The organism is Streptomyces sp. 7N604 (assembly GCF_052245475.1).
In the GTDB taxonomy this organism is placed as follows: Bacteria; Actinomycetota; Actinomycetes; order Streptomycetales; family Streptomycetaceae; genus Streptomyces.
This window is the reverse complement of the sequence record NZ_JBQQBX010000010.1, coordinates 16,670-30,583: the sequence shown is the minus strand read 5'-3', so window position 1 is coordinate 30,583 and position 13,914 is coordinate 16,670. Positions and strand designations below refer to the sequence as shown.

The following is a 13,914-nucleotide window of genomic DNA, read 5'->3' as shown; positions in this document are numbered from 1 at the left end:
ACGGGCCTCGGTCCCGGGTCTCGATCCCCGGTCTCGGCCCGGGCTCGGTCTCCGGTCCCGGTCCCCGCGTCTCGATCCCCGGTCTCGTCGTCCCGGTTTCCGGTCCCCGGTTCTCGGTCGGTCCCGGCCCCGGGTGTCAGCGCGCCGCCGCGAGTTGGAGCTCGGTCACCAGCTGTGGGGTGAGCAGCCCGCCCGCGCGGTCCGCGAGCACGCCCATCTCGTAGCCGATGAGCCCGACATCGCTGGCCTCCGCGGCGAGGACGCCCAGGCAGCTGCCGTCGCGCACCGTGGTGACCAGCAGAAAGCCTCCGTACATCTCGATCATCACCAGCTTCACGCCTCCGCCACCGTGCCGCCCGTGGGCGCGCGCGGCGCCCTGGGCGAGGCTGGTGATGCCGGAGACGACGGCGGCCAGGTGGTCGGCGCGGTCCCGTTCGAGGCCGCCGGACGCGGCGAGCAGCAGCCCGTCGGAGGAGACGGCCACGGCGTCCACGACGCCGTCGACCGTACGGACGAACTCGCCGACGAGCCAGTTGAAGTTCTGCGCCTCGCCCGTCAGGGGAGCGCCTGTCGCGATGGTCATGTGCTGGGTCATGCGCTGTCCTTTCCTGCGGCTCCGCGGGCGACGCCCTCACGGAAGCCGTTGAGCAGGGCCCTGACCTGGTCGGGGCCCGGGGGTCGGTCGGAGTGGATGGGCGCCGCGAGCAGCGAGGACGGCAGCGCCACGTACGCCGTGGTGCCGGAGCCCTCGGTCTCGCGCAGCTCGACCTGGGCGCCGAGGCGGGCGGCGAGCCTGCCCACGACGTAGTGGCCGAGGAAGCGGGTGGGTGCGACGAGGAAGCTCTCCTTCCCCGCCAGGCGGGCGTTGGCGCGGTCGAGCTCGGCCGCGCTCATGCCGATGCCGCGGTCGACGACGGCCAGGCAGTACTCGTCGACGTCGCGCCAGCCGTACACCTCGACGGGGAGGTGCGGGGGCGAGAACACCAGGGCGTTCTCGATCAGTTCGGCCAGCAGGTGGGAGAGTTCGGCGACGGCGTGGCCGCGGAACCGGCAGGGCCCGACGTCGGCCGCGGACACCCGCCGGTACTGCTCCACCTCCGACACCGCCGACTGCACGACCTCGAGCGCGGTGACCGTGCCGGACCAGGAGCGGGGCGGCGCGTGCTCGCCGACCAGGACGAGGAGGGACTCGGCGTTGCGCCGCATCCTGGTCGCGAGGTGGTCGAGTTCGAAGAGCTCGCCGAGCGCGTCGGGGTCGACCTCCTGGCTCTCCAGGGTGGTGATCAGGCCGAGCTGGCGGCGCAGCAGACTCTGGTTCCTGCGGCCCAGGTTGGCGAGTGATTCGGAGGTGTTGCGGCGGAGCACGGCCTGTTCCGCGGCGAGGCCGACCGCCGTGCGCTCGACGTTGCGGAGTGCCGCGGCGAGCTGGGCGATCTCGCGTGCGCTGCTGCGGGCGGCGGCTTCGCCCGGCCGTCCGGGCTCCTCCGGTACGGGTACGGGCTGCCCCGCGGTGTCCGGCCCGGCCTCCGGGCCGTCCCAGTTGAGCACCCGCTCGACCGCCTCGGACAGCCGGGCCCCCGCCACTTCGTCGGCTTCCGCGGCGAGTGCGCCGAGCGGGCGGGTGATCGACCGGGCGGAGAGGACGGCGAGGGCGGTGGCGACGGCGACGATCAGCACCCCGAGGCCGAGGAAGCCCGCGAGCTGGGCGGTCGCGGAGTCGCTGAGCTGCCCGGCCCGTGCGCGTACGTCCGCGCCGACGCGCTGCTGGACGGCGTAGAGGTCGTCGACGAGGACCGTCATGGAACGCCACCACTGCGCCGGTTCGACGTCGAGCCGCGAGCCGTCGGCGGCCGAGGCGGCGCGCCGCTCCAGGGCGGTGGCGCGCCGGGCGTCGCCGGTCGCGAAGGCCTGGTCGAGGGCCTTGCGCTGGGCCGGGGTCGCCGAGCCTTCGTACTGGTCGAGGGCGGCGACGCGGGCCGCCCGTACCTCCGTGAACTCCAGGTATTCGGCCTCGCGGAAGCGCTTGGCGGCGAAGACCCCGTTGAGCGACCCGCGCTCCAGTGCCACGGACTCGGTGGCGTCGGCGAGGGCCTGCAGCGCGTCCACGCCGTCCGCCAGGGCCCGGTCCCCGCGGGCCGCGTCGTCGCCGTCGGCCGACTGGGCCCGGATCAGCGCGGAGATGGAGGCGGTGTAGAAGGCGAAGGTCTTGGCGCGGTCCGCGCTCCCGCCGTCGACGCCGGACCGCACCGCCGCCAGTCCGAGGAGGCGTCTACGGGCTCCCTCGACCGCGGACACCGTGTCCGCGTCGCCGTCGGCGAGCGTGGCCGCGAGTTCGGCGCGGGCCAGGTCGGAGCGCTCGCGCTGCGCGCCGAGGTCGTCCCGGTACTGGCGAGCGCCGCCCAGCAGGCCGTTGGTGAGCCCGCGTTCCCGCTGCAGCTCGTGCACCAGCGCCTGCACCCGGAGTACGAGGTCCACCCGGGCCTGGGTCTCCCGGGCGGCGGCCCAGTCGGCGCCGCGGTCGGCGACCGCGAGCCCGGTGAGCACCAGCAGCAGACACGTCGGCACGGCCAGGACGACGGCGACCCGGCCCCGGATGGTGTTCCAGCCGGGCACGGCCAGTAACCGGCCGCGCCGCCCGGCACGTACGAAGTGGCGGCCGGTATCCCGGTCTTGGCCGGTGTCCCGGTCTTGGCCGGTGTTCCGGCCTTGGCCGGTGTCCCGGTCCGTGTTTCCCTGGTCCGTGTTCCCCGTCACGCGGTCAACGCTAGGGAGGTGCCGTCAGGTGGTGATTTCCCTTCCGTAAGAGACGGGTTGCGCCCCGCTCACGGGTGGGCGGGGTCCGGGTGCGGCAGCCGCCATCCGGCCGTAACACGCTTCCCCGTCTTCCCTACCCAGCCCTCCCCGGCTAGCGCTGGATGGAGGGCCGGGGAGAAGCCCAATCCCCCGAGGAACGTATGAATCCGTTCAGCGACTTCCCCGGGCTTCTCCAGAAGCATGGCGTGCGTTGCGTCGACTCCCTCGACGGTGACCTGGGACTGCGCCCGCGCCATCGCTGCCAAGTCCCTGTCGAGTCCCACCGTATACGCGGCCATCAGCTCGTCGAACCAGGGCAGGCCGGGAGTCGGAGGGTTGGGGCGCTGGGCGCGGCAGATCAGCAGCGGTCGGCGGACGCGCGGGTAGAGCGCGAACAGGTCGAGCCGGTCCATGGCCGCCTGCATCTCCAGCGCCCGCTCGCGCTCGGGGCGCAGATACAGCCGACCGCCTTCCCCCTCGGCGAGCCCGCGCCGAACCCCGGCTTCCAGCAGCTCGAACGGGATCCCGAGCTGCTGGGCCATGGCGGACTGGTAACCGAGCACACCGTCCAGGGCCTCGGCGGGAAACAGCCGCCCCGCGGCATCGGCGGCGAATTTCCGCGCCTCGGCGAGCCGTTGCTCCACATATGCGGCGTCGAGCCCGGCGTACTGCTCGGGCCTGCCCATTCCGTGGCCGTCGAGATTGACCGCCGCGGGCGTGGACGAGCCGGCCTCGGCGCACAGGGCGGCGATCATCCCGCCCAGCGAATGCCCGACCACGACCGCGTCCGGGATCCCGAACGCCTTCAGTACGGCTTCGACATCGCCGAGAGCGGCGGAAAGGGTCCACGGGCCGGCGCCGGAACCGGAACAGCCGTGGGCGCGGAGGTCCATGGCGATGACGCGGTAACGCGGGGTCAGCCGGGGAGCCACCGCGGCCCAGTCACACAACGTGCGGCCGGCCCCGTGAAGCAGCAGAATTGGCGGGCCTTCCCCGCCGTGGTCGCGTACCGCGAGCTCGATGCCGTCGTGGTCGATACGGGTGTCCCCGGGAATGCGCGCGGGCATGGCGAATCGCTCCGTTTCGCAGTTCGCAGTTCGGAGTTCGGGTTGGAGGGAATGTGGTGCGATTTACCGTAGGACATTCCTGCAGCGACAAGATCGTCTTCTGGGAGGACGGAATCAGGTGGCTTCCCGGCCCATAATGGATATACGGCCGATGGATGCGCGGCGCCGGACGGCGGGTGGCGGCCCCTCGCTGCGGCGAGGGCGACGCTCAGCCCGCAACGCCCTCCACCCAGCCCGGCAGCGGCTCGCAGCGCTGAAGCCATTCCGCCGGCACATCCGCGATCCCCGTACGGGCCGCGACCACGCCGCCCGCGATGGCGCAGGTCGTGTCGACGTCTCCCTGGCCCTCGGCCGTCGCCCACAGCGCCTCCGTCAGGTCGCTGAGATGGTGGGTCGCGCACCACAGCGCGAAGGGGACGGTGTCGTCGGCGCGGATGCGGCTGCCGCTGCCGAGGACGTCGGCCGCCTCGCGCGGCTGGGTGTCGTACGCCAACTCGCTTGCCCGGATCAGGCCTCGGCGCACCGCGCTGCGCGGCGTACGGGCCGCGATCATCCGCAGCAGCTCCGGCGCGCTCGGGACCCGCACCCGGCGCATACGGGCCGCGAAGCCCGCAGCGACCGCGACCGCGACGGCGCCCGCGATGCCCTCCGGGTGCGTGTGCGTGACGCGTGCCGAGCGCGCCGCCTGCTCCGCGGCGCGGCGCAGGTCGTCGCTGAACCAGGCGCCCAGCGGCGCGACCCGCATGGCCGCGCCGTTGCCGAGGCTGCCCTCGCCTTCGAACAGGGCGGGCGGCGCGGCCTCCCACGCCTCCGGGTGCCCGGCGAGCACCGGGAGCAGGGCGTGCATCCCGCTTCCGTAGCCACGGCCGGGGTCGGCCATGAACGCCCTGCCGAACGTGCGGGCCAGGACCTGCTGGTCGATCTCTCCGAGCCCGTTGAGCACCCGGAGGACGGAGAGGGCCATCGCGGTGTCATCGGTCCAATGCCATACGGGGGCGGCGGGCACGCGCCGCTCCCGGATCTCCTCGTGCGCGCTCCCGTCCAGCAGGGACAGCGGAAACCAGCATTCGCCGAAGGCGTCCCCGAGGGCCAGCCCCCGGATGCTGTCCTGCGCGGCTGCGCGATTCGCGGTCGCAGTCATGCCCGCGATGCTGCCAGGCCCGCGGCCGGCTCCGGGGGAAGCTGAAGCCGGAGCCGTGGTTGTGGCTGAAGCCGGAGCCGTGGTTGTGGCTGAAGCCCGAGCCGCGCTCTTACCGACCGCCTCCGCCGGAGGCCGACGTCACGCCTGCGCCCGTCACGCCCGCGCCCGCCGGGCCCCCCGCACCCGCGCCCGCCGCGATCGCCTCGGCCACCTCCGCCGTACGGGCCGCCTCCTCCTCCGCGAAGCGCTCCGCGTCGAGTTGCTCGGCCAGCTCCTCGTCCTGGGCCATCAGCAGGTCCAGGTTGGAGTCGCCGAGTTCGAAGACGCCCAGGTCGACGTACGCCCGCTGCAGCCGCTCGCCCCACAGACCGATGTCCTTGACGCACGGCACGATCCGGCTGAACAGCAGCTTCCGGAAAAGGTGCAGGAACTCGGACTGCTCGGTGTACTCGGCGGCCTCTCCGGCGGGGATGCCGAAGTTCTCCAGCACCTCCGTGCCGCGCAGCCGGTCGCGCATCAGGTAGCAGCCCTCGATCACGAACTCTTCGCGCTCGCGCAGCTCGGCGTCGCTCAGCTGCTTGTAGTAGTCGCGCAGCGCCATCCGCCCGAAGGCGACGTGCCGGGCCTCGTCCTGCATCACGTAGGCGAGGATCTGCTTCGGCAGCGGCTTGTCGGTGGTGTCGCGGATCATGCCGAAGGCGGCCAGCGCCAGGCCCTCGATGAGCACCTGCATGCCCAGGTACGGCATGTCCCAGCGGGAGTCGCGGAGGGTGTCGCCGAGCAGCGACTGCAGGTTGTCGTTGATCGGGTACAGCATCCCGACCTTTTCGTGGAGGAAGCGGCCGTATATCTCGGCGTGCCGGGCCTCGTCCATCGTCTGGGTCGCGGAGTAGAACTTCGCGTCCAGGTCGGGGACGGACTCCACGATCCGCGCCGCGCACACCATCGCGCCCTGCTCGCCGTGCAGGAACTGGCTGAACTGCCAGGAGGTGAAGTGCTGCCGCAGCTCACCCTTGTCGCGCTCGGTCATCTTCGCCCAGTGGCGGGTCCCGTAGAGGGCCAGCGACTCGTCGGGCGTGCCGAGCGGGTCGTACGGGTCGACCTCCAGGTCCCAGTCGATCCGTTTCTGGCCATCCCACTGCTTGTCCTTGCCCTTCTGGTAGAGGGCGAGGAGGCGGTCTCGGCCATCGTCGTACTCCCAGCTGAAGCGCGCGGCACCGGAGGCCGGCACCTGCCACAGCTCTTCTCCAGGATCTTGCGCGTAGAGCTCGTGCGTCGACACTGACGCCTCCTTCGCCTCGCGGACTCCCCGGACTCCCGTGCAGGAGCGGATGGTTGGCAGGCTCACACGTCTGTTACCGCCCGGTCAACAAGTTGAACGAGAACTCGTTGCGGGAGGGATTGACGGGCTTGCTGACAAGCAGTCTCATAAAGTGTGCCCCACTGTACCGCCGGTAACTCGTCATCGAGGAGCGCTGCGCCATGACGTCGTCCGTGTCCGAAACCCATGTGCTCCGCGACGCGCTCGGACTGCTCAAGGACCGCGAGCAGGTCGCCGACCGCCTGCTGGAGTCCTCCGCGAAGCACTCCTTCGACCCGGACACGGCCCTCGACTGGGACACCCCCATCGAGGAGGGCAAGTGGTTCTGGCCTCCGGAGCTCGTCTCGCTCTACGACACCCCGCTGTGGCGGAGGATGCCGGAGGAGCAGCGCATGGACCTGGCCCGGCACGAGGCCGCCTCGCTCGCGTCGCTCGGCATCTGGTTCGAGATCATCCTCATGCAGCTGCTCGTCCGGCACATCTACGACAAGCCGTTGACCAGCGCGCACGTCCGCTATGCGCTCACCGAGATAGCCGACGAGTGCCGCCACTCGAAGATGTTCGCGCGCATGATCCACAAGGGCGGCGCGCCCGCGTACCCGGTGGCCCGGATCCACCACAACCTCGCCCGCGTCCTCAAGACGGTCTCCACGACGCCGGGTTCCTTCGCCTGCACGCTGCTCGGCGAGGAAATCCTGGACTGGATGCAGCGGCTCACCTTTCCCGACGAACGGGTCCAGACGCTGGTGCGCGGGGTCACCCGGATCCACGTGGTGGAGGAGGCGCGGCACGTCCGGTACGCGCGCGAGGAGCTGCGCCGCCAGATGGTCTCCAGCCCGCGCTGGGAACGGCAGCTGACCCGGATCAGCTCGGGCGAGGCGGCCCGGATCTTCTCGGTCGCCTTCGTCAACCCGCAGGTCTACACGAACGTCGGCCTGGACAAGCGCGAGGCGGTGGCGCAGGTGAAGGAGAGCGGGCACCGCCGCGAGGTGATGCAGACCGGCGCCAAGCGGCTCACCGATTTCCTGGAGGAAATCGGCGTATTGAGGGGCGTCGGCCGCCGCCTGTGGCGCAGCTCAGGGCTCTTGGCCTAGGCCGCCGGCAACCGGCATCGCGGTCGCGTCGCCGATCAGGGCTGCCCTTTCCCGCTGAACGTGGCCCATTGCCGCGATGAAATGGCGTCAACCATCAGCAATCCAGCGGTCACTCTGCCGCCACCGCCGGTCGCGGCCACCATCGCCCCGGCCTCCGGGCCCACCCAGGGCGGACCCCGTTCACCATCACGGGGTCCGACCTCACCGGCGCAACGGTCACCATCGGCGGCGTGGCGGCCACGAGCATCGACGTCGACGCCTCGGGCACGGTGCTGACCGGCGTCACCCAGCCTGGTGCGGCCGGGAACCAAGCCGTCGTGGTCACCACCCCGGGCGGCACCACGTCGGTGGCCGGCGGCTTCACCTACACCGCACCCGCCGCGCCCATCGTCAGCAGCATCGTGCCGACCACCGGCACGCCCGCGCCCGGCACGCCCCCCGGCGGACAACGCAGGTTACGGCGCCCCACGGGCGGCGCAGCCGCCGCGACCGGCCGGGGCGGGTCGGCGTGGATCCCGGCCTGCCTCACCGGAGGTGGACCGTTACGCTGCCGGATATGACGCACAGCGACGTCTCGTACCGCAGGATGTCCGTCGAGCAGCGGCGGGCGCAGCTGATCGCCGCCGCGCTCGAGCTCTTCGCGCACGCCGCCCCCGAGGACATCTCGCTGGACGACGTCGCCCACTCCGCCGAGGTCTCGCGGCCGCTCGTCTACCGCTACTTCCCCGGCGGCAAGCAGCAGCTGTACGAGGCCGCGCTGCGCACCGCCGCCGACGACCTCGAGCAGTGCTTCGCCGAGCCGCAGACCGGCCCCCTCACCCGGCGCCTCTCGCGCGCCCTCGACCGCTATCTCGCCTTCGTCGACGAGCACGCCGCGGGCTTCACCGCCCTGCTCCAGGGCGGCAGCGTCGCCGAGACGTCCCGGACGAACGCGATCGTCGACGAGGTGCGGCGGGCGGCCGCGGAACACATCCTGCTCCACATGGAGGTGCGGGCGCCGGGGCCGCGGCTGCGCATGATGGTGCGGATGTGGATCACCGCGGTCGAGGCGGCCTCGCTCATCTGGCTGGACGAGGACCGGCAGCCGCCGGTCCGCGAGCTGCGCGACTGGCTGGTCGACAACTTCGTCGCCCTGCTGACCGCGACCGCCGCGAGCGACCCCCAGACCGCGGAGGTGGCGCGCGCCGCGCTGGCGCTGGAGACGGCGGAGGGGCCGGTGGGCGTGCTGGCCCGCCGGGTCGTGCCCGTGGTGAGCGGTGCGGCGCATCTGCTATGACACTGGTGCCGTGAGAAGCGAACAGACACCCTTCGTGGGCGGGCCCCTGGACGGCCGGGTGCTGCCGGTGCTGGTGGGCGCGACGGGGCACCCGCCGAAGGTGTACGAGGTCCCGGTGCCGGACCCGCTCGGCGGCGAGCCGACGGTCTTCGTCTACCGGCGGGTTCCGGCCGGGTACTCGAAGCGGCTGGGGCTCCAGAGGGGCTGGAGGTACGAGTACGCTCCGGAGGGCAAGCCGGGCCACAGCCTCAAGTGGCCCTGGTCCGGGCGAGGCTGACCGAGACCGACTCCGCTGCGGCGATGCCGGGCCACCGTCCCGTGACATCGCAACACCATGACCGGGTGTCCAGCATGCGGTTCCCGAGATCCCCCACCCACGGCGAACTCTTCACGAAACAATTAGAGGATCTAACAACCTGGGTGGAACATTGGGCCGCCATAGGTCAGGCTGTACGTATGTGGTCGCCCTTCCGCTCATCTTCTCGACCACGAGCGGGCGGTCACAGCCGGGCCCTCTTCAGGGTCGGTCAGTTCGTGCCCTTCGCGATCGCACTGCTCGTGGTGGGCATCGAGCTCTCGCCCATGCACTTCATCTACACGGGCCCCCTCCTCACAGCGACGCCGGCGCTGGCCGCGGTGACGATGGGCCCCACGGGCACACTCGCGGCAGCGGCTTTCGCGCTGGCCATCAGCGTGACCACGGCGACCTACAACCAGGCGTGGGGTACCCAGCAGGTCTACACCAACTTCCTGGCTGTCCTCGTGGTGTCCGTGGCCAGTTTCACGTTGAGCAGGGCCGTGCAGACGCGCAGGCAGAGCGAGCTCGACCAGATCCGCCGCATCGCCATGGCGGCCCAGGACGTCCTGCTGCGGCCCGTACCCGCCCGGCTGGGCCCGGTCCGAACGGCCAGCATGTACCTCGCGGCTGAGGCGGGTGCGCAAATCGGCGGTGATCTGTACGAGGCCGTGCAGACCCGGTACGGCGTCCGGATGATCGTGGGGGATGTCCGGGGCAAGGGGTTGCCTGCGGTGCGCTCGGCCGCAGCCGTGCTGGGCGCGTTCCGGGAAGCCGCGCACTACGAGGACGACCTGGCGGAGGTCATGAACCACTGCACGGCCGCGCTGCGACGGGAGTCCGCGGTGGTGGAAGGTGTCGATCAGGCTGAGGAGGGAGATCAAGTGGAGGACTTCGTCACCGCGCTGGTGGCGCAAGTGCCGGACCGGCACGTCGTCCAAGTGGTCAACCGCGGCCATCCGCCGCCGCTGGTCCTTCGCCACGGCGAGGTACAGGAACTGCTGCCCGCCTCCCCACTGCCACCTCTCGGTCTGGAAGGTCTCTCCTCCGGTGTTCTCCCCAAGACTGAGAGCTATCCGTTCGCACCCGGTGACCGTCTGCTGCTGCACACCGACGGCGTGATCGAGGCCCGCAATCCCGACCACGAGTTCTTCGCACTGCCGGAGGCGATGAAGGCGCTGCACACCTTCAGCCCACCGAAGTTTCTGGAACAACTGCACCAGGGATTGGTCCGCCACACCCAGGGCCGCCTGGCGGACGACGCGGCGATGATCCTGGTCGAACGGCTCGGCGAAGAGGCCAACGAAACACGTCGGCGCAGCTGACGTCCACGGCGGGTCAGCCCAGGTCGAACGTGTTCGGCAACCCCAACCGGTACCGAACCTCATCGACCCGCTACAGGGGCGCCGCGTCCACGGCGGGTCAGCCCAGGTCGAACGTGTTCGGCAACCCCAACCGGTACCGGATCTCATCGACCCGCTTCAGGGGCTCCATCTCCGGCGGCTGGTACAGCGGCCAGATCCGGCAGCGCTCGGCGTCCGAGGCGTCCGCGTCGAGGAGCGCGTTGACCGCCAGTCGTGCCGACTCGTTGGCCCCTTCCATGGTGGCCAGGTCCACGTCCGTCTTCACGTAGTCCCCGGCCAGGAAGAAGTTCGGCACGGCGGTCTTCGCCGTCGGCCGGTTGTAGAAGGTGCCGGTGGGGTGGATGAGGAGTTGTTCCCGGTTGCGGGGGTCCGGGCCGCCGAGGCCGGTGACGGCCGGGTCCATGAACCAGCCGAGCCGGTCCTCGTCCTTCAGTACGGCCTCCCCGCCGGTGCCCACGGCATCCTTGAGCTGGGCCCAGAGCTCGGCCACGACCTCCTCGCGGGTGCACTCCCTGGCCATCTTGCCGTACAGGATCCCGGGCTTGTCCCACTCGGAGATGATCGTGGACAGGCAGTCCACGGCCCGTCCGTCGCCGTAGTCGGCCGGGAAGTCGCGGACGTCCCAGAACTGGGCCTGGCCGATCGCGGTGACCGACCAGGGCGAGTCCAGGCAGTTGACGTGCCCGTGGACGAGCGGGGTCCGCTTGCGCAGATAGAACTGCACGCCCACCATCCAGTCGGTGCGCAGCGCGTCGCACCGCGCCAACTGCGGGTCGGCGGCCCGTAACGGGGCGCCCCAGGTCAGGCGCGCGTGCTCGACGGGCATGGCGGAGACGTAGTGGTCAGCGGTGACGGTTCGGGCGTCGGTGCCGTCCGGTGCGCCGACCCGTACGCCGGTGATCCGCCCGTCCCCGTACAGCACCTCGCGCACCTCGGTGCCGAGGACGAACTCGACGCCGAGCGACCGCAGATGGGCCACCCACGGGTCGATCCACGCCTCGCTGGTCGGCGCGTTGAGGACCCGGTCGATGTCCGCGTCGCCGTCCTGGCCGCGGCCGAGCATCCCCCACAGCAGCAGAGCCTCGATGATGACGCGGCCCACGGTGCGGGTGGAGGCCTCCTCGGCCCGGGTGGCGACGAGGTTGCGGGTCTGTCCGATGCCGAAGAATCGCTGGTACTCCTCGCTGAAGTCACCGGCCCGGATGAAGTCCCACCAGGGCACCTTCTCCCACTGGTCGTCACGGCGCGCGTCGCAGCTGGTGAGGTGGACGAGAACGCGGTTGGTGAAGTACGCGGCCTCGTGCGCGGGCAGCCCGGTGACCAGGTCGAGGACGGAGAGCAGCTGGTCGCGGATCCATTCGGGGGTGAGGTCGCCGGGGCGGGGCGGGGTGGTGACGCGGCGCAGCGGGAAGTGCAGGTCGGGGCGGCCGGCTTCGCGGGCGAAGAGCGTTTCCGTGCCGTTGCGCAGGTTGTCGCGGACGCCGCCCGGGTTACCGGGGAACGGGATGCGGCGCAGGGTGTCCGGCAGATTCCGGTAGAAGCCGGGGAAGAAGCGGAAGCCGTGCTCGCCCGGGAGCGGTTTGCGGCCGCCGCTGCCGGCGCCGCCGGCGGCGCCGGTGCCGGGGACGTCCATGCTGCGGGCTTTGCCGCCGAGCGCGGTGAGGTACTCGTAGACGGTGACGGCGTAGCCGCGCTCGGCGAGTTCCTGGGCGGCGCTGAGCCCGGACACGCCGCCGCCGAGCACGGCGACGCGCCTGGCGCGGGTGGCGCCGGCGGGGCGCCGGGGCGCGGCGGCGGCCGCGGATGGGGTTGCGGCCGCGGCCGGGGTTGCGGCCGCGCCGAGTGCGACGGCACCGCCGGTGACACCGACGTCGGACAGGAACCGGCGTCTTGTCCTGCTGCGTTTCATGGGTCCGCCCTCCCCAGTCAGGGCGCCCCTGACTGTCCGTCAAATACTCGCCAGGCCAAGGAGACAGGAAACACCTGCGACCGCCAACCCCCCGCCGCACAGCACCCTGACAACTTGCGCCTACGGCGCGGACTCATCCCACCCACTCGCCCTAAAAGGGCGAGTGGGTGGGAAACCCCGGCGCGGAGCGGCCTCCGCCGGCGAGGCGATTGGTCCAGGCCATTGACGCATTGGTCTAGTCCTGCTTCCATGCGACCTGCCGTCGACCCAACGGCGCACCGCCTCGACAAGGAGCAGCCCCCACCATGCGTCTCCGTAAGAGATTCCTCACCGCCGCCCTCACCGCGACAGCCGCGATCGGCGTCCTCACCCCCATGGCCATGGCCGGACCCGGATCCGGCACCGATGCCGGCACCGGATCCGGCAACGGAGCCCGTACGGAAGCCCGTACGGGCGCCCGCACCCAAGCCGCCGAACTCCCCGAGCACGCCCTCGTCGGCTATCTGCACGCCGGCTTCGCCAACGGCTCCGGCTACACCCGCATGGCCGACGTCCCCGACAGCTGGGACATCATCGACCTCGCCTTCGGCGAGCCCACCTCCTCCACCTCCGGCGACATACGCTTCAGCCTCTGCCCGCAGAGCGAGTGCCCGAACGTCGAGTCCGAGGACGAGTTCAAGGCCGCCATCGCCGCCAAGCAGGCCGCCGGCAAGAAGGTGCTGATCTCCATCGGCGGCCAGAACGGCCAGGTGCAGCTGACCACGGCCGCCGCCCGCGACAAGTTCGTCGAGTCCGTCAGCGCGATCATCGACCGGTACGGGCTCGACGGCCTCGACATCGACTTCGAGGGCCACTCCCTCTCGCTCGACGCCGGCGACACGGACTTCAAGAACCCCAAGACCCCGGTCGTGGTCAACCTGATCTCCGCGCTGAAGTCGCTCAAGGCGAAGTACGGGTCCGGGTTCACCCTGACCATGGCCCCGGAGACGTTCTTCGTCCAGCTCGGGTACCAGTTCTACGGGCCGGGGTCCGGCGGGCAGGACGCGCGCGCCGGGGCGTACCTCCCGGTCATCCACGCTCTGCGCGACGACCTCACCCTCCTGCACGTGCAGGACTACAACTCCGGCCCGATCATGGGTCTCGACGACCAGTACCACACCATGGGCCATGCGGACTTCCACATCGCCATGACCGACATGCTGCTCAGCGGCTTCCCCGTCGCGGGCAACCAGAACAACACCTTCCCGCCCCTCGCACCCTCCCAGGTCGCCATCGGCCTCCCGGCCTCCGGCAACGCGGGCAACGGACACACCCCGCCCGCCGAGGTCAACAAGGCGCTGGACTGCCTGACCAAGAAGACGAACTGCGGCAGCTACGCAACACACGGCACCTGGCCCGCGCTGCGCGGCCTGATGACGTGGTCGATCAACTGGGACAACTTCAACAACCGGGAGTTCTCGAAGAACTTCGACGCGTACTACGGGCGGCGGCCGTAGGGCCTGAAAAAAGTACGTCGGCCGTAGCACGTACGGGCGCCGGAGCCCGGCAGAATCGCCGGGGTCCCGGCGGCCCGGCACCCGACGAGTGAGTTCTTTGGTCGGTTCCGCCCAGCACGGTTTGCCGACAATACGACGAGCTCCGAAGATCGTCACGC

The 13,914-nt window shown here is 71.2% G+C and carries 10 protein-coding genes and 2 pseudogenes; 6 read left to right on the top strand and 6 right to left on the bottom strand.

Annotated features, from left to right (window positions below; all coding sequences use genetic code 11):
- Positions 1 to 136: 136 nt before the first annotated feature.
- From ACTWP8_RS12740 to ACTWP8_RS12720, 5 genes are all read right to left on the bottom strand, one after another.
- A complete protein-coding gene (locus ACTWP8_RS12740) occupies positions 137 to 595 on the bottom strand; it encodes a roadblock/LC7 domain-containing protein (RefSeq protein WP_443316443.1) in 459 nt (152 codons plus the stop codon).
- Positions 592 to 2,754, bottom strand: a complete 2,163-nt coding sequence (locus ACTWP8_RS12735; protein WP_443322251.1) for a nitrate- and nitrite sensing domain-containing protein — start codon at positions 2,752 to 2,754, stop codon at positions 592 to 594. The genes ACTWP8_RS12740 and ACTWP8_RS12735 overlap by 4 nt, the downstream gene beginning before the upstream one ends.
- Before the next feature lie 68 nt (positions 2,755 to 2,822).
- The gene (locus ACTWP8_RS12730; RefSeq protein WP_443322250.1) at positions 2,823 to 3,860 is read right to left on the bottom strand and encodes an alpha/beta fold hydrolase; all 1,038 of its coding nucleotides are present in this window, start codon (positions 3,858 to 3,860) and stop codon (positions 2,823 to 2,825) included.
- Positions 3,861 to 4,068: 208 nt separating this feature from the next.
- Complete coding sequence (locus ACTWP8_RS12725; protein ID WP_443322249.1) at positions 4,069 to 5,001, bottom strand: ADP-ribosylglycohydrolase family protein; 933 nt, start codon at positions 4,999 to 5,001, stop codon at positions 4,069 to 4,071.
- Positions 5,002 to 5,110: 109 nt separating this feature from the next.
- Positions 5,111 to 6,283 carry a ferritin-like domain-containing protein gene (locus ACTWP8_RS12720; protein WP_443322248.1) on the bottom strand — a complete coding sequence of 391 codons (1,173 nt, stop codon included), beginning with the start codon at positions 6,281 to 6,283 and terminating at the stop codon, positions 5,111 to 5,113.
- Positions 6,284 to 6,483: 200 nt separating this feature from the next.
- On the opposite strand from ACTWP8_RS12720, the gene ACTWP8_RS12715 reads away from it, so the two are divergent.
- From ACTWP8_RS12715 to ACTWP8_RS12695, 5 genes and pseudogenes are all read left to right on the top strand, one after another.
- Positions 6,484 to 7,416 (top strand): AurF N-oxygenase family protein, encoded by a 933-nt coding sequence (locus ACTWP8_RS12715; RefSeq protein WP_443322247.1) that lies wholly within the window; start codon positions 6,484 to 6,486, stop codon positions 7,414 to 7,416.
- Positions 7,417 to 7,595: 179 nt separating this feature from the next.
- A pseudogene (locus tag ACTWP8_RS12710) lies at positions 7,596 to 7,976 on the top strand (IPT/TIG domain-containing protein); the annotation flags it as partial.
- Complete coding sequence (locus ACTWP8_RS12705; RefSeq protein WP_443322246.1) at positions 7,973 to 8,692, top strand: TetR/AcrR family transcriptional regulator; 720 nt, start codon at positions 7,973 to 7,975, stop codon at positions 8,690 to 8,692. The pseudogene ACTWP8_RS12710 and the gene ACTWP8_RS12705, both read left to right, overlap by 4 nt.
- Positions 8,693 to 8,702: 10 nt before the next feature.
- Positions 8,703 to 8,969 carry a hypothetical protein gene (locus ACTWP8_RS12700; protein ID WP_443316434.1) on the top strand — a complete coding sequence of 89 codons (267 nt, stop codon included), beginning with the start codon at positions 8,703 to 8,705 and terminating at the stop codon, positions 8,967 to 8,969.
- 257 nt (positions 8,970 to 9,226) lie between these two features.
- The gene (locus ACTWP8_RS12695) at positions 9,227 to 10,312 is read left to right on the top strand and encodes a PP2C family protein-serine/threonine phosphatase (RefSeq protein ID WP_443322245.1); all 1,086 of its coding nucleotides are present in this window, start codon (positions 9,227 to 9,229) and stop codon (positions 10,310 to 10,312) included.
- 97 nt (positions 10,313 to 10,409) lie between these two features.
- Here the strand turns inward: ACTWP8_RS12695 and ACTWP8_RS12690 are convergent, their stop codons facing one another.
- Positions 10,410 to 12,260, bottom strand: coding sequence for a hydroxysqualene dehydroxylase (locus ACTWP8_RS12690; RefSeq protein WP_443322244.1), 1,851 nt, complete (start codon positions 12,258 to 12,260; stop codon positions 10,410 to 10,412).
- Between the two features lie 476 nt (positions 12,261 to 12,736).
- Here ACTWP8_RS12690 and ACTWP8_RS12685 point away from each other — a divergent pair.
- A pseudogene (locus ACTWP8_RS12685) lies at positions 12,737 to 13,756 on the top strand (chitinase); the annotation flags it as partial.
- Positions 13,757 to 13,914 lie beyond the last annotated feature (158 nt).

Excerpts from the sequence above, each read along its gene's own strand:
- ACTWP8_RS12740 (WP_443316443.1), bottom strand. The coding sequence starts at position 595 with ATGACCCAGCACATGACCATCGCGACAGGCGCTCCCCTGACGGGCGAG.
- ACTWP8_RS12730 (WP_443322250.1), bottom strand. The coding sequence starts at position 3,860 with ATGCCCGCGCGCATTCCCGGGGACACCCGTATCGACCACGACGGCATC.
- ACTWP8_RS12725 (WP_443322249.1), bottom strand. The coding sequence starts at position 5,001 with ATGACTGCGACCGCGAATCGCGCAGCCGCGCAGGACAGCATCCGGGGG.
- ACTWP8_RS12715 (WP_443322247.1), top strand. The coding sequence starts at position 6,484 with ATGACGTCGTCCGTGTCCGAAACCCATGTGCTCCGCGACGCGCTCGGA.
- ACTWP8_RS12705 (WP_443322246.1), top strand. The coding sequence starts at position 7,973 with ATGACGCACAGCGACGTCTCGTACCGCAGGATGTCCGTCGAGCAGCGG.
- ACTWP8_RS12690 (WP_443322244.1), bottom strand. The coding sequence starts at position 12,260 with ATGAAACGCAGCAGGACAAGACGCCGGTTCCTGTCCGACGTCGGTGTC.